Annotated in this window: 15 protein-coding genes and 1 pseudogene; all 16 read right to left on the bottom strand. The window is 54.4% G+C overall.

Features of this window, described 5'->3' with window-relative positions; translation table 11 throughout:
- Window positions 1-373: 373 nt before the first annotated feature.
- The 16 genes and pseudogenes from WB371_RS22080 to WB371_RS22005 all read right to left on the bottom strand — a co-directional run bounded on the left by WB371_RS22080 (window position 374) and on the right by WB371_RS22005 (window position 20,601).
- Window positions 374-1,732 (bottom strand): VasL domain-containing protein, encoded by a 1,359-nt coding sequence (locus WB371_RS22080; RefSeq protein WP_336222131.1) that lies wholly within the window; start codon window positions 1,730-1,732, stop codon window positions 374-376.
- Window positions 1,733-1,752: 20 nt separating this feature from the next.
- Complete coding sequence (gene tssE, locus WB371_RS22075) at window positions 1,753-2,205, bottom strand: type VI secretion system baseplate subunit TssE (RefSeq protein WP_336222130.1); 453 nt, start codon at window positions 2,203-2,205, stop codon at window positions 1,753-1,755.
- 1 nt (window position 2,206) lies between these two features.
- Window positions 2,207-2,746 (bottom strand): type VI secretion system lipoprotein TssJ, encoded by a 540-nt coding sequence (gene tssJ, locus WB371_RS22070; RefSeq protein ID WP_336222129.1) that lies wholly within the window; start codon window positions 2,744-2,746, stop codon window positions 2,207-2,209.
- A complete protein-coding gene (gene tssG / locus WB371_RS22065) occupies window positions 2,724-3,809 on the bottom strand; it encodes a type VI secretion system baseplate subunit TssG (RefSeq protein ID WP_336222128.1) in 1,086 nt (361 codons plus the stop codon). Before tssG ends, tssJ begins: the two co-directional genes overlap by 23 nt.
- Window positions 3,773-5,536 carry a type VI secretion system baseplate subunit TssF gene (gene tssF / locus WB371_RS22060; RefSeq protein WP_336222127.1) on the bottom strand — a complete coding sequence of 588 codons (1,764 nt, stop codon included), beginning with the start codon at window positions 5,534-5,536 and terminating at the stop codon, window positions 3,773-3,775. The genes tssG and tssF overlap by 37 nt, the downstream gene beginning before the upstream one ends.
- A 114-nt stretch (window positions 5,537-5,650) precedes the next feature.
- A pseudogene (locus WB371_RS22055) lies at window positions 5,651-5,923 on the bottom strand (PAAR domain-containing protein); the annotation flags it as partial.
- Window positions 5,924-5,940: 17 nt separating this feature from the next.
- Window positions 5,941-7,542, bottom strand: a complete 1,602-nt coding sequence (tssA, locus tag WB371_RS22050) for a type VI secretion system protein TssA (protein WP_336222126.1) — start codon at window positions 7,540-7,542, stop codon at window positions 5,941-5,943.
- Between the two features lie 3 nt (window positions 7,543-7,545).
- Entirely contained in the window at window positions 7,546-10,983 is a 3,438-nt protein-coding gene (locus tag WB371_RS22045; RefSeq protein WP_336222125.1) for an ImcF-related family protein, read from the bottom strand.
- Between the two features lie 85 nt (window positions 10,984-11,068).
- Entirely contained in the window at window positions 11,069-12,268 is a 1,200-nt protein-coding gene (locus tag WB371_RS22040; protein WP_336222124.1) for a hypothetical protein, read from the bottom strand.
- Window positions 12,268-12,534 carry a PAAR domain-containing protein gene (locus WB371_RS22035; protein ID WP_336222123.1) on the bottom strand — a complete coding sequence of 89 codons (267 nt, stop codon included), beginning with the start codon at window positions 12,532-12,534 and terminating at the stop codon, window positions 12,268-12,270. Before WB371_RS22035 ends, WB371_RS22040 begins: the two co-directional genes overlap by 1 nt.
- On the bottom strand, window positions 12,531-13,673 hold the full coding sequence (locus WB371_RS22030) for a hypothetical protein (RefSeq protein WP_336222122.1): 1,143 nt from the start codon (window positions 13,671-13,673) through the stop codon (window positions 12,531-12,533). The genes WB371_RS22035 and WB371_RS22030 overlap by 4 nt, the downstream gene beginning before the upstream one ends.
- 162 nt (window positions 13,674-13,835) lie before the next feature.
- On the bottom strand, window positions 13,836-14,597 hold the full coding sequence (locus WB371_RS22025; RefSeq protein ID WP_336222121.1) for a DUF6708 domain-containing protein: 762 nt from the start codon (window positions 14,595-14,597) through the stop codon (window positions 13,836-13,838).
- A 366-nt stretch (window positions 14,598-14,963) separates the two neighbouring features.
- Complete coding sequence (locus tag WB371_RS22020; protein WP_336222133.1) at window positions 14,964-15,782, bottom strand: DUF6708 domain-containing protein; 819 nt, start codon at window positions 15,780-15,782, stop codon at window positions 14,964-14,966.
- Between the two features lie 312 nt (window positions 15,783-16,094).
- Window positions 16,095-16,919 carry a DUF6708 domain-containing protein gene (locus tag WB371_RS22015; protein ID WP_336222120.1) on the bottom strand — a complete coding sequence of 275 codons (825 nt, stop codon included), beginning with the start codon at window positions 16,917-16,919 and terminating at the stop codon, window positions 16,095-16,097.
- 227 nt (window positions 16,920-17,146) lie between these two features.
- Window positions 17,147-19,732 carry a T6SS effector BTH_I2691 family protein gene (locus tag WB371_RS22010; RefSeq protein WP_336222119.1) on the bottom strand — a complete coding sequence of 862 codons (2,586 nt, stop codon included), beginning with the start codon at window positions 19,730-19,732 and terminating at the stop codon, window positions 17,147-17,149.
- On the bottom strand, window positions 19,732-20,601 hold the full coding sequence (locus WB371_RS22005; RefSeq protein ID WP_336222118.1) for a DUF4123 domain-containing protein: 870 nt from the start codon (window positions 20,599-20,601) through the stop codon (window positions 19,732-19,734). The genes WB371_RS22010 and WB371_RS22005 overlap by 1 nt, the downstream gene beginning before the upstream one ends.
- Window positions 20,602-20,751: the final 150 nt, after the last annotated feature.

The raw sequence follows: 20,751 nt of genomic DNA, 5'->3' as shown, positions 1-20,751 counted from the left end.
AACCCACGACCGGGGTTCGACAACGGGCGCAGCCCGTTGGACAGACCGCGAACAACGTGAGCGGGCTGCCCGTCAGGGCGAGCGAAGCGAGTCAATCCCCCCCTCACCGCCATATTTAAAGAAGAGCTCGTACGAAAGTACGGGCTTTTTTTCGCATGTTGCGCAGGTCCAGGGGGGATGAGAACCCACGACCGGGGTTCGACAACGGGCGCAGCCCGTTGGACAGACCGCGAACAACGTGAGCGGGCTGCCCGTCAGGGCGAGCGAAGCGAGTCAATCCCCCCCTCACCGCCATATTTAAAGAAGAGCCCGTACGAAAGTACGGGCTTTTTTTTCGCATGTTGCGCAGATTCAATGCCCCTGGACGCACAGGTCATTCCGTTAATGATACCGGTTCGCCCGTTATCAGCGTGTAACGGCTCAGTAGCGCATTCAGCGCCAGTTCAGCCTGCGTTTTTTGCGCACTGCTCAGCGGCTGACCTTCCGGGCTGGCTGTAAGCTGACGCAGTTGCTCTTCCACCGGCACCGCGCGGTTAAACGACCGGGTAATGGCGAACACGGCGGTTTTCAGCTCGCTGGCAGTGATATAGCTGCCGTGCCGTTCATCCAGTGCGTTCAGGCGGTCGGTCAGTTGTTGTAGCTGCGCCATCCCCTGATACCAGCCGTCCAGATTATCGGCTGACAAGGCCGCGGCATTAAGCTGATTGTGCCATTGTTGTGCGAGTGCTGTTGCCTGCTCCGGCCACAGCGCCTGCGCCTGTTGCACCAGCGCACTGCCGTAGCGCTGCGACCAGTCCGGCGGCAGGCTGCTTAAGCGCGCCAGTTGCTGCTGTGTTCGCCGAATCCCTTCGCCCGCTGAGGGTGATGTGAGCTTTATCGCTTTAATTTGCGTGGCGGAAAGCGGTTCCGGCAGCGTCAGAGATGCCTCCAGCCGCCCTGCCAGCGGGTCGGGGCGGGTGAAATACTGCCAGCCCCACGCGGCTGCACTGCCGACAACCAGCATGGACAACATCCCGGCGGCAAACGGCTTCCAGGGCTTCGCGGGGGGCGGCGGTTCGCTGATAACGGTGACACTGGGCTGCGGCTCCGGCTGTGCCACATACACCCACTGCATATTGCCGGTGGCCGGGCTGGTTGTTGTCCCGGTTTTCTCTGCTGTCAGGGTCTGTGCCGGAAGCGTCACGCCGGTCACCTCCCCCGCCGCGCCGTCACTGTTCTCCAGCCGTACCGCCGCGTTGTGCAGTTGTGCGCGCAGGGCGTCAAGCTGGCTCAGATGCTTAAGCTCCAGACGTTGCAGCACCTCGCCAAGTCGCACGAGATACTGCTCCGCCCGGTAAAGCTGGCTGAGGTCGGCATGGCACAGCGTCAGCGTGCGCATCGCCTGTTGCAGACGCTGGCTCAGGCTGGTGAGAATTTCCATCCGGGCATGAACGGGCTGCGGCCACAGGTTGCCCCACTGGTGGGTAATCAGCGCTTCCAGCACCGCCAGCCCTTCGTTCAGGCCGTACAGCCCGGCCAGCCGGGTGCGGGCCAGGGTGTACCAGGCGGCGGTCTGCAACTCCACGCCGTTTTGCTCAAACAGCGAAAGGCAGCATTTTTCGGCATGTTTCCAGTTCACATCCGGGCGCGCCGGATGGGTGAGCTTCGCCAGTTCATCGCGCAGGCTGGCATAATCGGCAAGCGTTCGCGGGTCGCCGCCGGTTCTGAGGTGATGCGTCACGGTGTCGGTCATCGTTATTTTCCTTAATAAAACTACACGGCAGCCCGCGCATCCAGATACTGTTGTTGTTTCAGGTGCCGGATCAGCACCCGCCCTTCCGGCATAAAATCAGTGCCGTAGCGCACCAGACCGATGCCTTTGAGCTCTGCGTCAATGGCGTAGCGCAGCTCACCGGGCATGGTCTGCTCCAGCATCACCACGTCAATGCGTTTCAGGCGCGGCTCATATTTCAGCAATACTGCCGAGAGCGTGGTCATCAACTGATGCGCGGTGCCGGGCATTCCCTGGAGGATTTTCGTCATGTCCGGCAGTCCGTAATCCGGCAGATGCTTCAGGCTACCGGCGCGGGTATTGAGGATGCGCTGCATGTTATCCAGCACCGAGAGAATAACCTGGTTTTGTTCGCTCACCTGGTGCAGGTCAAGGCCGCCGGCAAAGTTGCCGAACAGGGTTTCGTAGAGGGAGGGGCCGTTTGTCTGCGGCATATCAGTCGTCCTTACGGGGAATCAGCGTCAGGTTGTTGTCGCCCGGCTCAATAATCCGTGCCTCATCCGGGTCGAGGTCATCACGGGTCAGCAGCAGTTTCCAGTGATTTTTGGCCGTATCCGGGTGGCGGAACAGTCCCACCACGGCCACAAACTGTGTCTCTTCGTGCATCGGCATATTAAGGTTTGCATCGCCGCCCGGCTTCACCACCACATCGCGGGAGACCAGCAGGCTGTCGCCCAGCGTCTCTTCATCATCCTTAACCAGTTGTTCATAGACCGCTTTATCAAAGGTTTTAGAATCCTTAAGCTGATACACCCGTACCATCACTGGCTCTGACAGCGAGCCGCTTTCCCGCTCGTCGATGTTCAGCGCCTCGCGGGCGGTAAAATCGAGATGCAGGGTTTTCACCTGTTTGTGAAAAACCGCGTTCATGGCGGACGAAGCGCCGTCGCTGATTTTTTGCGTCAACCCGCAGCCGCTCAGTAATAACGGCAATAGCAGTAATGGCAATCCTTTAATCGAAGTGATACGCAACACGTCGGTTTCCTTTAATGTTCACAGCGGGCGACATTCCACAGTAATGGCCCAGTTCAACGGTAAATTCACAAGGGATGGCGTCCGGCGCAGACACATCGTCCACACCCAGCACCCCGGTCAGCCCCAGCAAAAAGCGCTCATCGCCCAGTACCGGTTCCGGCAGCAGATGTGTGGGCACCGTCAGTTCAATGCGCGCTTTATAGCGCCAGCCGAGATAAACGCGCAGCAGCACCAGAAAATCGCTGTAAATCTGCCCTTCCGGCAGCCAGCCCTGCGCTTCCTTAACATCGGTGGCGTAAAGCGCGATGCGCAACTGGCTGTTGGCTTCGGTAATTTCATCGCCCAGCACGGTATGGCCGTCCAGCAGAAACCCCTCATCACCGTAAAAGCCCATCGGCTGGCTGATGCGCACCGGGCGCAGGCAGTGCGGCGTCACCACCGCGCGGGTCTTCGGCGCCAGTAAACGCACCAGCGCCTGCACCCCTTCGGCGGTACGTCCCGGCTGGCGCATCATCCCCAGCAGCGCCAGAAAGCGCGATACCGGCGTGGCGACATGGTTTTCGGTGCCGGGAATACCCAGCCCGATAAGCCCCAGCAGGCTCTGCGAGGTGTTGTCTCTGCCGCCCGCCTCAAAGGTCGCCGGGTAGGAGTATTTTCGCCAGATACGGTAGAACTGCGTCAGGATGCGGTGGTTGAAGATATCGAGAAACGCTTCCAGCGCTTCATGTCCTTCACGCCGCTGAGTAATATCGTCAAGGTACGTTGTCGGCAACGGCGAATCCACGCCGTACAACCCCATAAAAGTGGTGCGTACCGTGGGCGGCGCATCCGGATTATCCTCATCCGTTTCAACCGCTTTAATTTCACTCGCCGGGAACCCCATTCCCGGCCAGGGACGGAAGCGCACCGGGTCATCCGCAGGATTAATGGTGCTGCCAATCGGCGGACGCGTCGGGTTGCGCTTTTCCAGCAACTGACAGAAGCGGTAAAAGTTAATCCGCGCGATATCTTTATCGAGGCGCGCCGTCAGCCGGGGATGCGTCGGTTGTGGTTCTCTTCCCATTCGAGACGTTCTCCGGTTGGCTGAAGGATTAAAATCAGACGGTTAAACAGGTGAATATCGGTGTACAACGCAAAGAAGCGGCTCAGCATCTCGCCAAACAGGCAGATATCGCCGTGACCGGCAAAGCCGTTAGCGTCCAGCGTCACCTCAATCTGCACGCCACGCAGCAGATGACCCCGCTCAAAGCGTTCGATTTCGCTGTGCCGGACATCCACTATCGCCTCCAGGCGGCGACGGTTCATCTCGTTATCCGTCCAGTCGTAAAGTGAGAGCGTGCCGCGCAGCACCTCGGCGTTGTCCATCATCCACAAAAAGCTGCTGCCCAGATGGCTCAGCACCCGCCAGTGAAAGCGGTCGCGGTTGGGCGGATAGCACGGCATGGTCGGCGCACACAGGTTGCGCACCCGGATACTGGATGCCGTGGTTTTCACCGCCGTATCCAGCACGGTGCTTTGCAGGGTTTTGCGCGGCAACTGGCCGTTGGTGCCGGTCAGGCTCAGTGACAGGCTTTCGTCTTCCGGGACGGTGTGGTTGTCAAACGCCTCACCGCCGAGAATCAGCCAGGTATCATGCAGACCGGACGGGCCGCGCTTAACGCGGGTGTGGTAGTAATACTCCGGCGCATCGTGGCGCAGCATCCCGCCCTTGTGGCGAAAGCTGGAAAACGGTACATACACCTGGTGGCCGGAATGGCGTGACGACATCACCGAATCCACCGAATAAATTTCGGTATGGCCGTCCTGGATGCGCATCGGGCGCAGCAGGTATTCGGTCTGCAACGAATCGAGACGCAGCGGGTCGGACTCCAGCGGAAACAGGTTTATTACCGGCACGCAGTGCAGACGCAGGTGTTTTTCGCTGAAGCTGAAATCATGCTCCCAGCGCGTTTTCAGCACGATATCGACTTCAAACCACGACAGCCCGGCAGAGGCCGCCATATTCTCCAGCCCGCGCAGCGCCACAAACATAAACTTCTCGCGGAAGGTGAAATACTCCAGCAATAGCTGATAGCCGCTGAAGCTGCTCTCGCCCTTCGGCCACAGCCCGTCGTCATCGCCAAAACCCTGCGCGGAGAAATGGCCGCCCAGCGGCTGACGGTCGGTATCGCCCGGCAGGCGCAGCCACATACGGGCGACATTGAGGGTCAGCGCTTCGTGCAGCGCGCAGGCCAGCGGCGCATCCGCGTCGAGATAGAGCGGCAGACGGCTTAAATCAATCCGGCTCCAGTCGGCCAGTTCGCCGCATTCAAAACGCAGGCGGATCACCGAACGTCCGTCCGGCTCAACATCCAGCCGGGCGCGGCTGAGCGACAGCGGCAGCAGGTCGATATCCTGCGTAGTAGTGTAGCGACAGCGGGTACGGCGTTCGCCGAGCGGCCGGGACAGCACCTCGAAGCCGCGCGCCACCGCCATGCGCTCCTTCATCTCGCGCCAGTCGGGAGTGAACTCGACAATGGAGAGCGATGGAATAGTGCGCAAATAGTGCGGCCACAGCATACTGACCAGCCCTTCGGTCAGTTCCGGCAGGTCGTCGTCGAGCTTTTCGCGCAGGCGGCCCATCAGGAAGGCAAAGCCTTCAAACAGCCGCTCCACATACGGGTCGCGGGCGCCGGTCTTGTCAAGATTGAGCCCGGCGGCCTGGTCGGGATGGGCGCGGGCGAATTCCTCGCCCGCTTCGCGCAGATAGCGCATTTCAGCGTCAAAATAACGCAGGGTTAAGTCGTCCATATATTTCTGAAGCTCTGGAGAATGGCTGTAAAAGAAAGGCGTTATGAATTGTGTACCGGACTGCTGTTGTCAGCCCGACCAGAACGTCTGGTAAAAATATAAAATCAGTCAGGCCTCGTAAGTATCCTTCTTCATCGAAGGCACAAACCGCGCCTTGCACGGGCAGGTGCTCTTGCTGTCGAGCGTGCCGGCCATTTTGCGCCCGTGTACCACATCATTCGAAATACCACCTGCGATGTAATACGTTCCCGGATGCTGTCCGCAGGTCACTTTATCCCGCTCGCGTGCTACCGGTTTGCCGGACAGGGTATGGGTGGTATCCCCTTCAATAATCACGCCGCCGCAGGTGGTTTTGTCGCCCTTAACTAAATAATTGCCGATTGCCATTCCGGTTCTCCTTTATATCAACCGCACAACACCGCCGCCCGTGCCGGGTCGAGCGCAATCAGCCCGGCGAGCAGGCCGTCCATTTCGCTCTGGATGCGCGGTTTATCCGCATCCGCCCGGCTGGCTTTCATGCGCAGCAGCTTCAGCCGGCGGGCTTTCACCTCAAACAGTAAATCCGGCTCCCATTGTGTGAGCGTCAGTTGCGCGCCGCTGCCGTCCAGTTCACTCAGCAGATGCAGCGCCATCTCGTTTTTACCGTACTGCTCGGCGACCCGCGCCATCAGCAGGCGCAGCAGCCAGCGACTGCGCGGGGCGGTGGCGCCCGGCCGGTTTTGCAGCCAGCCCAGCGCCGCGTCAATGCCCTCACTGTCGGCCAGGGTCAGCGCTTCCGGCTCCAGTTGCAGGATGTCGTCATCGCCTGCGGTGCTGGCTGGTGCGGTGTTGCTGTCGCCCCAGCCGCCGGGCGCGTCCATCACCTGCTGGGTTATCCAGTTGAGTGTGACTTCATCAGCAAACGGCGTGCCGTCGCTGTAGCTGAGGCTTTCCAGTCCCGGCAGACGGGTCAGCAGGCCGCGTAAATCCTGCTTAATGATGTCCGCCCAGCCGTCATACGGCGCGCCCGCCCGGCTTAACGCCTGGTGGATATACCACTGCAAATCCAGCCAGACGTGACAGACGCCCTGGCCGAACAGGTCGTCAGCCTGCTCCAGCAGCTCCAGCCAGCTCTGTTGCAGGTACAGGCGTTTAAGCAGCGCGCGGTATTCCGGTTTGGGCGGCGCGAGCCGGGTACGCCCGTCAGCCGCCAGCGGCGGCAGTTCATGCAGGGTATCCTGGCGCACGCTTTTCATCAGGTGATGCCCGGAAAGCCAGCCGTTCGGCTGGTCGCGCAGAAAACCCGCCAGCAGTTTCGCCTGGTCGAGTAAATCGCGCCCGGAGGTCACCGGTTTAATAACCGGGGCGTCGGCAGAGCCTGCCGGAGACGCGCTGACCGCCGGGCCGCTGTTTTGCGGGATGACCGCATCCGGGCCGCCGGACTGGGCGAGGCGGTTTTCCAGCGCCGCGTACAGGCCGCTTAACTGCGGACGGGAAGCGTCATCCCATGAATCCAGTTGTTGTTCGATAAGCGTCAGCGCGCCAGTGATGCGTTCTGAGTCCGGCTTCGCCACTTCCGGGTACAGCGAGAGACTGTCCAGCACCCGGCTGCCCGCAAGCCATTCCAGCGCTGCCTTACGGCTGTTAGGCCGCTGCGGGTGCAGCGTTTCACCAAAGCGCTGCAGCAACCCGGCCAGCAGCTCCAGTCCGTCAGCAAGACCCGTCTCGCCGTCGCGGTGCAACCGCGCCCACAGGTAATAAGTGGCGATGCGGATGTCTTTCGAGGTGGTGGTCAGTAGCTTCTGCGCCAGCTCGCAGACCAGCGCCGTATCGGCCCCGGAGAGCTTATTGACCTCTTCGCGTATCTGCTGGAAATCGTCGTCATAGCCGGGGTCGCTGCCGGTCGGCGCATCGGCACTGACGGGCATAAGCCAGTTATCCCAGAGCGCGGTGCGGCTCATCGCCTGCGGCAGCAGGGTGTCTTTAGTTTGCCGGCAGGCCGCCAGCAGGGTATCAAGGGTCGCCATGGGTTATTCTCCGTTACTGTCGCTGTTATCGTCCATGGCAGTATCGCCGGACAGCGCCTGCTCTGTGGCGCTGGCATCAACATCAAATATCTGCGCCGGCAGGGTAAAGCCCTTAAGTTTCAGCAACGCCAGCGGCCCGTCGCCAAGCTGGGTGCGTAATATCCACTGCAACACCCTGTTGTCCGGCGCGGTGAGGGTGAGCTGATAGACGCCGTCGTCGAGTCTGACCACTTTCGCCTGTTCAAGCAGACGGATAAAGCCCCAGGTGCCGGTATAGTCACCGAACAGACGCGCGCCTGCTGACGTGGAGGTCCAGGTCAGCATCGCGCCGGGCTTATACGTCTCCCCCGGCCAGCGGAAGCTCTGCCAGTCAGCCATCTGGTTAAAATAATGCAGCTTCTGCCCGTCAACGGAGAGCTGGGTTTCCACCACTTCCGGCACCGGTCGCGCCTGCAGTTCGAAACTGATGCCCTGGCTGCCGTCGGTAAACAGGATATCGGACAACTGGCTTAACTGATTGATGGCCCTGAGAAACGCCGGGTTAAACGCCAGCCCCTGGCTGTTGGTTTTATCCGCCACCCAGCGCGAGCCTTCCTTGTGCAGTACGCCATTGAGTTCGGTACTGAGGAAGCGGTCAATGCGCCCGCTGTCTTTACGGATAAATTCGGCCAGCATCGGCAGCGAGATGTCACTTTTACTGGCGGCCACCGGGTAGCGCCCGTCAAAGGCCGAATGCCAGTTAGCCACCACTGCGTTTTTCCACTGGTCGTTGAGGCTGGCGGCCGATGGCTGGAGCACCATCTCCCAGGCGCGGGTCAGCGGCTGGACGAACATCGCCTGGCCGAAGCCGCTCCACTCCTCACCGAGGCTTGCCGCCACCAGGCTGCCGTACTCCTGGGTATCGGTCAGGTCGACGCTCTTGCCCTGGAACACGGTCTGGGCCAGTTGCTGCATCATCGCCTGCGGGTCGGAAGCGGTCGCCACCTGCTGGAGCTTGAGGCGCACGCGGGTGACGCGGGTCAGGTAGGTTTGCAGGCTCAGGGTGCTGTCCGCCGACATCACGTTCTGCGCCCGGTTTTTGCCCATCAGGCTCAGCAGCGGCCCGAAAGCACCGTCGAGCGGCCCCATCGGTCCGGCGGCCTGCTGGTCGATGGCCGGTTTGTCATCCTTGCCAAGCAAATCTCTGGCCGATTTGACCAGAGAATCAGACAGGGCTTCGTCCTGCTGGCCCGCCTGGCCCTGAAACGCCAGGGTGTTCATCAGGGCTATCAGCGGTGACTGGCGTACATCGCTCATCAGGGTTAACTGGTCGGTGACGTCCGACAGGTTCTGCGCTTCGTTCCAGTTGATGCTGTTGAGGAAATTCAGCCACGCCCCGGCGAAATCGGTGAAGTAGCGTTCGGTGAGGCGTTTTTTCAGCGCCTCCGGGGCGATGTCCGCCGCGACGGTTTTACGGTTGTCGCTCAGCACCCAGTCGATTTCATCGCGCCGCGAGGTCACGGCTTTATCAATCGCCTCCTGGATGCCGCCGTCCCACGCCTGACGGGTAAACATGCCGGGTACCACTTCACGGGTGGAGAACAGACGGCTGGCGTCGGTGTCGCCGGTCATATCCTCCAGACGCAGGTCGGCATAGTTACGCCGTACCGACGTGAGCATATTCTCATACAGGGTGCTTTCCGCATTGCGCTGACCAATCTGCTCCAGCAGCACCTGACGCGTCTGGCTTATCAGCGCGTTGTCCGGGGTGATTTTCCAGTCAGGATGCGCGGCCAGGTTCGCGGCGTAAAAGCCCCATAAATCCGGGGCGATGCTCTGCCACAGCGACGCCGAAATACCGGGGCGCGCCGGCTCCACGGCTTTCATCGCCTGCGCGTAAAACGCGGCATCGGCCTTTTCCGGGCGCACCATCATCAGGTACGCCTTAAGCTGGTCGTAACCCGGTTTCGCCATCTGCGCGCGCAGCGGGCTGGCGGGCGGCAGGTTCGCCAGTTTCGAGAGACGCTCCAGCAGGCTCTGCGCCGCCGCATCACGTATCAGGCGGTTATTGGCCTGCGCGTACCACGGCATCAGAGCGGCCAGCAGTGGCGAATGATGGCTCAGGCCGAAGCGCTGATACCAGGGCGCGCCCTCCTGCTCGCGTACCTGCAACAGGCCGATATCGGTACGCAACGACTGCAATGCGATAAGCTGCGCGTCCGTCACCGCCGGATGGCGCACCAGTTGCTGCGCCTGCTCTGCCGCCGAAACAATCTGGTGGCGGTTGACAGCAAAGGAAACCAGACTGCCCACGCCCCAGAGGGCGATGCATGCCAGCACAACATGGCACAGCGTGCGCTCCCACGCCATCCCGACGCGTCTGCCGCGCGCCGTGGCGCAGTCGCCGGTCACGCCCTGCCAGACGGCGGGCGAATCCCAGCGGTGCTCGTGAATACCGGAAGCGGCATCTTTTACCGCCAGCGCCTGGCTGAACATCAGACCGCGCAGCGGAATGCGGGAATAGTCAGCCAGCCACGGCGCAAGGCGCTGTTGCCAGCCGGCGATGCCGTCCTTTTCAAGCTGTTGCCCGAATCGCAGCAAAAAGTCATGCGCCCGGCTGTGCTCCACCTGCGCCAGCCCCTGCTCGCGAAGCTTCGGCAACAGCGAGCGTAGCTGACGCCCGATATCTTCCGCTGTCGCCTGGCCCGGCAGCACCACGCCGAGCGGCTGTGTTACCCGCCCGTCCTGCGACCACTTGCTGTCGCACACCTGCCACAGATACACCGGCGGCTGGTAACGTAGCGCTTCGCCGATATGTTCCAGAGTGCGCAGCCCGTTATCCATTACGCGGGGCGCGCCGCTCTGCTCATCGCTGAGCGCCCAGACAACGCCGTCCAGCGGGCGGCTGCGCCGCAGCTTGCGCCATTCGGCCAGCCGCTCTTTATTGACCTCGTCGCTTAAACTGCCGCCGTGCAGCAGCACCGTGCGGCTGCCTTCCAGCCACTGCCTGTCTGCCAGACCCGGCGCCAGGGCGGCGATTTGCGCCGCCTCCCCCACCACCATTAAAAGGCGGACTTTGTAGCGCCAGAAGAAACCGTAGCGGGCGCGGAGATGGGATTTGAGGCGGTGAAACTCAGTTTGCCGGATTTCGGTTTTTTTACTTTTTTCAACCTGTGCGGGATTACCATTTGCCGCCGCGAGGGCTTTCACTTTCAGGTACTCCCGTCCACCCGATACCCGACTGGCAAATAAAACGATAATGATCCCCGTCAGAATACCTGCCGTAGCTAAAATATCGATAGTCAGATAAACAGCCTGACTGACTGAGCCCGAAAGCAACCCCAGCCATTCAGGCCGAAATTTCAGAATAAAATAAACAGCGGCTCCCAGGATAAGAACCACCAGGCAGATTACCCACAGTTGAAATTTGGTGTTTTTAAACAATGAAATAATACGCTTCACTGCGATTCACTCCTGAGGAAGCTAACGAACGATATATATGAAATGGCGACTCTGGTTTAAATTCTGCGTTATCAGGCCGACGGATTTATGAAGTAAGAGGACGAACAACAGCAAACCAGGGCGCGACATTTTCACCAGAAGAACTCATCAATAACTGTGAGTGTCTGGTATCACGGGCATTTTCTGCCGCGACGGCAATCGCAAGCCAGGGGGAAGCGTCTGCTGTCTGACCGAGATGAATATCAATGTCACAGGGCTGACCAGCCGAAGGGAAACGTACTCCAGTCTGAGAAAAAACACCTTCAGCCTGATTACTGGTTCCCATACCTGAAAGCCAGATTTGGCTTATTTCTTCAGGTGTAGATTTCCCCCACAGCAACGCCTGCTGCAACGCGTAATTCATGCCCTTCTCTTTGGTTTGTTCTGGCCGGTGCAGCCATGCAATGCCCTCACTGCCCTGCTGCGCTTCGTCATGCAGCAATAACGCCACCGCTGCATCTCCCGAACCATCCGCTTCTTTCTCTGACATATTCAACGCTATCACCAGTAATGTCCGCTCTCTCTCCCGCAAATCAAGCCAGGTATCAACCATTTCCATCCCACCGCTTTCCAGGAAGGTCAGACGCAAAGAACAACCGATTTCCTGTTCGGTCAGTTCCTGCAACAGGTTGACCCACTCAGGAAAAGCAGCGCCTGCTCCGGTTTGTAGCAACACTGACAATGCACTTCCCGAAGGCATTTGGTGAAACGCAGCCTGTAGCTGACCATCCTGTAACAATGCCTGCAACTGCATGGTCAGTCGTTGCTCTAATGGAAGATATGCATTATTGAAACGAGCCTGATGGATAATCTTGTTCGTCGCTGTATCTACCTGCAACGGCAAAGAAATTCCGTCGGTCATTAACAATTGGCCTGGTAATGATGCTGATGCGATAGCGTGGGGCAAATGAACAATCTGAGTTTGAATCAGCAGACTGCGTTGACCACGCCAGATATCCATTTCGATATCCTGACGGCGAGCATCATCCCAGCCATCTGCACTGAATGCCGGAGCAAGAAAAATCAACCAGCGAACAATAAAAAGTATCGTCCAGAACAGGCAGGGGATAGCAACCGAACATATCCAGAACGTGGGGGTATGGCTGGATATATTCGCAGGCCACAGCCAGGCGGTCAGCAATCCACCAACGGATATAAGCACAAGCAAAAAAATCAGCCAGCGTTTTACAGAGGGCGTTGTCTGACGATTTGCTTTGGCAGGGGTACGAACGAGATCAACCGGCATTATTTACTCGTTGTCGCATTACCAAGAGAAGTAATTAACGTGCATCCGCAGGTACATTTATACCCATGAAACGCAACCGCTACGCCATTATCTTTCATCGTCGGATGCCCTTCTGAGATGTAAGACGGGCTGTGTCCATCTATTGGGCAACTGACAGGATCGCCTTTGCGTGCAACACCAATGCCTGCGAATTTCATAGTTTCCGAGCATCCTGTAACATAACCGCCACTAGATAGTTTATCGTTTTTACGAATAATTCCTTTCATTTCTGCACCTCGATGCTGTTGATTATTTTATTCGCAAAAAATTCGTGCTCTTTATTATCTCCTTCTGGAGAAATAATCTGAACCCACATTACTCCAGTAGGAACTAATGAAACAACACCGGTGAGCCTGGCATTTTTCCCTTTCATGTTCATATTGCCGTTAAACATAATCATATCTTTGCTGTTAACTTTAATATTCTGCTTGCTACTTATATTAATCTCTCCTATTTTCTTTTGCATAGCAGATAACATCATATCTGTTTGAATATCCAGATCAAGCAATTCATAAGATGGGAGGAAACCAACATTGATCTCATGATTACGAAAAATTGCGTCTTTGCTTGTATATACCCTGAAAACATTCCCAGACTGAAGCTCATAAGCCAGGTCTTTCTTCCAGCTATCTGTTTTATAGTTAAACGGTATCTCTACCGAAAATCCGCTGTTGGGAAAATTCGTTTTTATTACTCGCCATGATATTTCAGATAAATTGACCACTGGTTGCAGGCTCATATGATTCAAAAGAAACTTAAAACCAAAAAAACCTAAAACCGCGAGAACAACAAGGCCAATCAAAAACCATTTTTTGGATATGTCGCCAGTAGCAGGTTTATCAGAAGAGTTTTGATCACCGGTTACCGCAACATAAAGTCCATTTATAATATCCTTTCCAAGGATAACATTTTCTTTTTCTGATATAATAATTGTTAAAGCACAACCTATGCCATTTGAAACCCCAAGCAGTGTTGCACCATCTAACTGATGAAATTTTCTCTTTTGTTCATTAATTGCATTAGATAATATTTCAGAGGTTTCCTCTGCATTAAAAATTACACATGCGAATAATATGGGTTCAACATTCCCATCATCAGGTTTAGTTACAACTAAACCCATTTTCCCATCACACTCTTCACACTCCACCAAAAATTGGGAACGCAAAAATTCAGACAGAAACTCTGAAAGCAACTCTTTTTTACTTTCCCCTGAAGAAATTTCTATTTCCTGCCATAATTCAATTATAGTTTTATTCATTTTCCCCTCATATAGCAATAATGCTTTTATTACTAAACATATAGCAGCCATGCTTCTGATTAATAAAGTACTTATGCTTTCTTCTGGGATTAATGCAATATACAGCATTGGCGATATTATCGTGTACTGTAATGCCCTATTCAAATTCACAATACTGTATCCGAATCGCCAATATCCTGTATATCTTCGCGACCTTCCCCACCAGAAATAACCGCCTTTTTGACAATCAAAGGAAGATGCTATTGTTACTTTTCCGGCACTCTTGCTGACTTACGCGCCACTCTTCTCATACCGTGCCGCCAGCTTTTCCTTTATCCGGGCATACGCCGCCGCCTGGCGGGTATAGCGCGCTTCGTACTCTTCCCGTTTCTCATTGGCTAACACATAGCGCCACAGATGCGCGGGATTACTGGCGGCGCTGATATTGATCGGGTCATGGTGGTCTGGCTGACAGGCATCCAGCACTTCCTGCGGCCACTGCGGAATTTTACTGGTCTGCATGGCGATGTAGCGGGAAAGACTGGCAAGAAAATCGAGCGGCAGCATCAGCGGCAGGAAAATCCACTCCAGCCGCGAGTCCATTTTCAGCAGATACTGCAGGCCGAAAATATAGCCTTCTTTGCGGTTCTCCACCGGCGGGCACAATGTCACCAAATCGGCAAGGTCTTCCACACACGCTTCTTCCATATAGCAGCGGATAAATTCCCAGTATTCACTGAGCAGTTTTTTACTGCCCATCACTGAAACCGCCAGACTGAACGTATTCACCACGGTTTCACCATCATCGGCCAGAATATGCCCGTCTATTCCCCATTCCGGCATGGCCCCCTTTGAACTGGCGGTGGTGAAAAATATCTTGTTCCACGGAACAGAAAGCACCTCGCCGTTGACCTGGTAAACGTACACCATCTGATTTTTGCGGTTAAATCTGATCGGGTAGTGGGTTTTTCTGAACCATTCCTTAAAAAGGAACCGACTAAAAAAACACCCTATAACAAAAAGCACTACAATAAAAAAAGATCTCACTGCCATACCTGAACTATCGCCATTATATAAATCATACCCACTTTCAAAAAGAGCTAATACAACAAGTGAGAATATGAAAATACATACTACTCCAAGAAGTGAGCCTGATATCCCTAAGCCAGAATAATATTTACATACAGTCTCCAGACAGGTTGAATTCATTCTGATAACAGAGGATTCATCCATGATAGCATTTACCCGGCGGCGTTTTCCCTGGCAGAACTGACCATTTCTTTCATTCTCTGTTAAAGGGCGGTTCAGCTTATAGGGGGTATATAATCCGGTATAATTCATCATGCTGCGGCTCCCTCCGGTTGCATCAGTTTATTAAAACCGTCCATTTCCATTTTCTCGGTTAGCACGACTTCAGGTTCACGCGCCACTTTTCTCATACCGTGCCGCCAGCTTCGCCTTTATCCGGGCATACGCCGCCGACTGGCGGGCGTAGCGCGCTTCGTACTCTTCCCGTTTCTCATTAGCTAACACATAGCGCCACAGATGTGCGGGATTACTGGCGGCGCTGATATTGATCGGGTCATCGGGGGCTGGCTGACAGGCATCCAGCACCTCCTGCGGCCACTGCGGGATTGTGCTGGTCTGCATGGCGATATAGCGGGCAATACTGGCAAGAAAATCGAGCGGCAGCATCAAAGGCAGGAATATCCACTCCAGCCGCGAGTCCATTTTCAGCAGATACTGCAGGCCGAAAATATAGCCTTCTTTCCGGTTCTCTACCGGTGGGCACAATGTCACCAAATCAGCCAGGTCTTCCACACACGCTTCTTCCATATAGCAGCGGATAAATTCCCAGTATTCGCTGAGCAGTTTTTTACTGCCCATCACTGAAACCGCCAGACTGAACGTATTCACCACGGTTTCACCATCATCGGCCAGAAGATGTCCGTCGATTCCCCATTCCGGCATGGCCCCCTTTGAACTGGCGGAGGTGAAAAATATCTTGTTCCACGGAACAGAAAGTGCCTCTCCGTTAACCTGGTAAACATAAACCATCTTATTTTTGCGGTTAAATCTGATCGGGTAGTGGGTTTTCCTGAACCATTCTTTACGTAATAACTTACTTAGTAAAAATATTGCCGCAATAGTAATTAAAATAGATATAAAACATCCTAACCAATAAAATTCAACCCCATGCACAATAGAATTAAATATAGATTCGATCAACACAGCCATAGAAATAAAAAGAATTCCAAAGGCCAGGACAGCAATCATTGAGCTGGAAATCCCTGTACCGGAATAATATTTACATACAGTTTCCAGACAGGTTGAATTCATTCTGATAACAGAGGATTCATCCATAATGGCATTTACCCTGCGGCGTTTTCCCTGGCAGAACTGGCCATTTCTTTCATTTTCTGTTAAAGGGCGGTTCAGATTATAGGGGGTATATAATCCGGTATAGTTCATCATGCTGCGTCTCCCTCCTGTTGCATCAGTTTATTAAAACCGTCCATTTCCATTTTCCCGGTGAGCACGACTTCAGGTTCACGCGCCACTTTTCTCATAACGCGCCGCCAGCTTTGCCTTTATCCGGGCATACGCCGCCGCCTGGCGGGCGTAGCGCGCTTCATACTCTTCCCGTTTCTCATTGGCTAACACATAGCGCCACAGATGCGCGGGATTACTGGCAGCGCTGACGTTGATTGGGTCATGAGGGTCTGGCTGACAGGCATCCAGCACCTCCTGCGGCCACTGCGGAATTTTACTGGTCTGCATGGCGATGTAGCGGGAAACGCTGGCAAGAAAATCGAGCGGCAGCATCAAAGGCAGGAATATCCACTCCAGCCGCGAGTCCATTTTCAGCAGGTACTGCAGGCCGAAAATATAGCCTTCTTTGCGGTTCTCCACCGGCGGGCACAATGTCACCAACTCGGCCAGGTCTTCCACACACGCTTCTTCCATATAGCAACGGATAAATTCCCAGTATTCACTGAGCAGTTTTTTACTGCCCATCACTGAAACCGCCAGACTGAACGTATTCACCACGGTTTCACCATCATCGGCCAGAAGATGCCCGTCTATTCCCCATTCCGACACTGCCCCCTTTGAACTGGCGGAGGTGAAAAATATCTTGTTCCACGGAGCAGAAAGCACCTCGCCGTTGACCTGGTAAACATACACCATCTGATTTTTGCGGTTAAATCTGATCGGGTAGTGGGTTTTTCGGAACCATTCTTTACGAAGTAGCCGCACCAAAAAATATTCAGAAACCACAATAAAAATAAAAACAATACTTCCCCCAACCAGCGGAAAAGATCTGCCCCTTGATATATTCTCAAAGATTGCATAGCCAAAACCGTATATTGTCATGGTCAACAATCCAAGAGATAAAACAGATAGCATTGAGCCTGCGACCCCAAGCCCCTGGTAATATTTACACACAGTCTCCATACAGGTTGAATTCATTCTGATAACAGAGGATTCATCCATAATGGCATTTACCCTGCGGCGTTTTCCCTGGCAGAACTGGCCATTTCTTTCATTCTCTGTTAAAGGGCGATTCAGCTTATAGGGGGTATATAATCCGGTGTAATTCATCATGCTGCGGCGCCCTCCGGCTGCATCAGTTTATTAAACCCGTCCATTTCCATTTTTTCGGTTAGCACTACTTCAGGGGTATCCTTATCATCCGATGGGATTTGTCGCCACCACATGGCTGCCAGCCATTTTTGGATCTTATCTTTTTCTTTAGACGCCAGAAATATCGCTGAACCAAACACCAGTATCAGGCAGATAACAATACCAAACGGCCCCAGAGCCAGCCAGGTCATAGCCGATGCCCAAAGGAGTCCACCACCGACCAGAGAGGCTAAATATGCAATTCCCAAACTCGTACTACCATTATCTTTTATCAATAATTCATCAATAGCATGCCATGCATCCCACAATACAGCCACAACCCCGGCCCATGCCCCAGCCCGCACAACCCTGCGTAATACACCAGAAATAAACCGCTCCATACCGGCGCCGTATTTTATGCGTACAAGCCCTCGCAAACGAATTGACCGGAAATCCCGCCACAGACTATCCAGCATCTCCGCCGACGCGCCGACAGCCGAAACAATATTGGCAATGAATTTACTGCCTTTCTCAAACCCGTCAGGTAATCCCGCCCCGATTACCGCATTCCACTGTAATGCCATCGACAGGAAGCCCCCGGCAAACGGCACCGCCGTGGTGGCATCGTCTGCTAATGTGTTGGTTGATATCCCTTTCGCCAGGGACAGCTTATCCCGCCAGAATTTGGGAAAAACAGACTCATTGATTTCCTCTGCCGAACGAATGGCTTTGGCTGTCGCCTGCGCGCGTGCCTCCGACGGTACCGAGGCCGCCTTTTTCGCTTCATCTATGTCTATCATGACGATAAACTCGCTCTCTTGCCGACCGTCCAGTACCGCCCCGGAGATTTTCATGCGCCGCATTTCAATGTCGATGTAATGGCGCAGCCTGTCTTTGGCTACCCGGCTTTCCTGGTCTGTCATCTCAGCCAGTTGCTCCAGCACCGCGCTGACAAAATATTTCCTTTCTCCGGTCAGTTTGACCGTTTTCAGCGCATGACCAGTACAGGATGACAGCGCGACCAGTGCGGGCATCAGTACGCCATCAACTGATTTTCGGGCAACCGCCAGCAGGATGCTACTGATGGCGCTGAGGTAACTCTCCATCACCAGATGGATGCTATTTTTTAGTTCCTTTGTAATATCTTTAAAACCATCCGCCAGTTTCTCCCAGGGCAATTCATCGTAACGCCCCCCGGAAATCGCACTGTTAACCTGCTGCGTCCAGGTCAGATTGTTTATCACCGTCGCACGCAGCAGGATATTCATTGCTGTTATCGACGGTTGCGTCAGTTGCTCACAAAAATAATCCGACGCCCCCTTTTTATCCTGCATTCCGCTAACACAGTCGCGTATCGCCTGGACAAACAGACTGCCGCTTGCCACATTCTCCGGGTCAAAGTTGTGATCAAAATAATCCAGCAGATCATGGCTTTTCAGCCATGCCAGATACATCGCCACCATCGGGGAAATGATCCGCTGATCATAGGCGGTCAGCGCCTTCTCATATTTCTGTAGAAACGCTTTCTCTTTGCTGCGATCGATGTATTTTTCATACGGCGCCCAGTGTTCAGCGACACTGGCGCTCAACACCTGATTATTCAGCTCGTGCAGACTGGCCGCACGCGATGGCTGTGCAGGGATCGGAATACCACCGGTTGTCTCCCAACCATAGCGCACCTGGTTTTCCATCCGTTCATCCTGTTCCAGCAAATCACGCTCAAACTGGGTACACATCGCATCCTGAAGCCCGGCCAGCGCCGAGGAGAGCGCCAGACCGCGCGTATAATCAGGGTTGCTGCTGAAGTTCTTATCCAGCCGCCAGTTGCACAACGCCGATATTTCCTGCGTCACCGCTACCGGGTCATCCAGGACGATGATCCCACCTTTGCCAGGCGATAATGACTCTGCGGCCATGACCAGATTGATGCTTTCCATCGCATGCGTTTCCTTCCAGAACACAGGAGACCATTGCCGAATTTCACTGCCTGCCGCCCCACTGCTGTATTCCGCTACGCTATCCGTCAATCCTGAAATGGAAGTGACATTTTCCGCACTGCCGCTGTTTATCCAGCTATCCATGTCGAAACGTTGCATATATTGCGCACGATACCCGGCATCTTCATGTTTCTTACGTACCGCATCCGTCCATTCAGCCTCGCTCCATGCAAACCAGAACACGCCATTTTTAAAAGGGGGCAGCAGTACCGGCAGCGTTATCAGCGACGCGCTTGCCAGTTCAGACGGTTCAGAAATACAGGGGCGAGTCTTTCCACTGACGACATCAGGCGGTATATCGCCACTTTCCGGTAGTGGATAAAAATAGCCTTCTTCAGTTGAAAAATAATTAATCCAGCTCCCTGTCATCTCGTTCCAGATATAAAGGAACCCTTCGCGCAGAAGCCGGGCCGTATAGGCGGTTTCTCCTTGCGCCGCCACTGCCGGTGCCGTGAAGGTTGAGGGAAAATCCGGCGCGCTGTCATCCTGAGCCTTTACGCCCGGACGCACAGGCAATAATGCCAGCCCACTACGCCGACAGAAATTACATCCTTTGCTCTCGCTCATTATAAAAATCCTTTCGGCTCATTGCGAGTTGTGTCATTCATAACAGCACTCCATTTTTCCCGGCTCCAGCTACGAGTAATCTGGCAATATGTGCCGGGATGTTTTTCACTTTCTTTGAGTAATGACTGAACAGGTTCTGATAAATAAAAATTCATTCCATATTTAACGCCGTTGAATGCAAACTCGCGCAAGTCATCGGAATTATTTAGCCAATTTTCACCTGTTTCGAGTAACTGAAAAATTATTTTGCTCTGCTGTTCTCGTTGAGTTAAATCATCTAATTGAGGCAAACGAGTAAGCACACCATTGATTAACCCAATTCGCTGTAGATCGTTAAATAGTTGAGTTTGGTTCGCTCTCACGGATTCCGGACGTTGATCAGCATTAAATGAAAGTGTATGCCACTGCCCATCCAGCCAGAATGTCCAGTCAGGAATATCCCGGACGGCCAGCAGATTTGCCAGACTCCATGTGTCCATCATCCAGATGAGATGAAAAAGCACTCGTGGATCGTAATAACGAAGAACATGCTTGCTTTGCTGTTGGTCGTTGATGAATAACGCATTCGTCAGATGATGGCGGACAATCTCTGATGGCTGCCCCGCCGTCAACAACAAGCAACCGGGAGGTTGCGCTTTTGTTATCCTGGATTGGCGATACTGACTTTCCAGCCAATTCCAGTCAGATATTGATAAATCATTCAGGGCAAGCAGCCAGGGATAAAGATGAGCCTGACCAGCGGTTAACGGTGTAACCAGTTCAATTACGGGAAAGGTATCCGGAATGTTTCCGGTATTCATCCGGTCGATCACCAGATATTGATGTTCGCTCAGAGTTAAATAATTTTCCCGATAATATTTCGTTATCATTAATGAATTCTCAACTCATAAGAACCGTTGCGCCACCCTGACCCGCTGCGTCCGTTGCCACATTCTCACAGACAGTGAATCCGGGAAAGGTCATCTCCAGGCGTGTAGGCTCTGCGTAATAATAAATGGGGTCTCTTACTTTTAAAATAT

This window comes from Citrobacter amalonaticus (assembly GCF_037053465.1).
Taxonomy (GTDB): domain Bacteria; phylum Pseudomonadota; class Gammaproteobacteria; order Enterobacterales; family Enterobacteriaceae; genus Citrobacter_A; species Citrobacter_A amalonaticus_H.
The sequence above is the reverse complement of the archived record's forward strand: the minus strand, read 5'-3'. Positions and strand labels throughout refer to the sequence as shown.

Bases quoted from the DNA above. Each gene is read 5' to 3' on its own strand.
- WB371_RS22080 (WP_336222131.1), bottom strand. From the start codon at position 1,732: ATGACCGACACCGTGACGCATCACCTCAGAACCGGCGGCGACCCGCGA.
- tssE (WP_336222130.1), bottom strand. From the start codon at position 2,205: ATGCCGCAGACAAACGGCCCCTCCCTCTACGAAACCCTGTTCGGCAAC.
- tssG (WP_336222128.1), bottom strand. From the start codon at position 3,809: ATGGGAAGAGAACCACAACCGACGCATCCCCGGCTGACGGCGCGCCTC.
- tssF (WP_336222127.1), bottom strand. From the start codon at position 5,536: ATGGACGACTTAACCCTGCGTTATTTTGACGCTGAAATGCGCTATCTG.
- tssA (WP_336222126.1), bottom strand. From the start codon at position 7,542: ATGGCGACCCTTGATACCCTGCTGGCGGCCTGCCGGCAAACTAAAGAC.
- WB371_RS22040 (WP_336222124.1), bottom strand. From the start codon at position 12,268: ATGCCGGTTGATCTCGTTCGTACCCCTGCCAAAGCAAATCGTCAGACA.
- WB371_RS22035 (WP_336222123.1), bottom strand. From the start codon at position 12,534: ATGAAAGGAATTATTCGTAAAAACGATAAACTATCTAGTGGCGGTTAT.
- WB371_RS22030 (WP_336222122.1), bottom strand. From the start codon at position 13,673: ATGCTGTATATTGCATTAATCCCAGAAGAAAGCATAAGTACTTTATTA.
- WB371_RS22025 (WP_336222121.1), bottom strand. From the start codon at position 14,597: ATGGCAGTGAGATCTTTTTTTATTGTAGTGCTTTTTGTTATAGGGTGT.
- WB371_RS22020 (WP_336222133.1), bottom strand. From the start codon at position 15,782: ATGGCTGTGTTGATCGAATCTATATTTAATTCTATTGTGCATGGGGTT.
- WB371_RS22015 (WP_336222120.1), bottom strand. From the start codon at position 16,919: ATGACAATATACGGTTTTGGCTATGCAATCTTTGAGAATATATCAAGG.
- WB371_RS22010 (WP_336222119.1), bottom strand. From the start codon at position 19,732: ATGAGCGAGAGCAAAGGATGTAATTTCTGTCGGCGTAGTGGGCTGGCA.
- WB371_RS22005 (WP_336222118.1), bottom strand. From the start codon at position 20,601: ATGATAACGAAATATTATCGGGAAAATTATTTAACTCTGAGCGAACAT.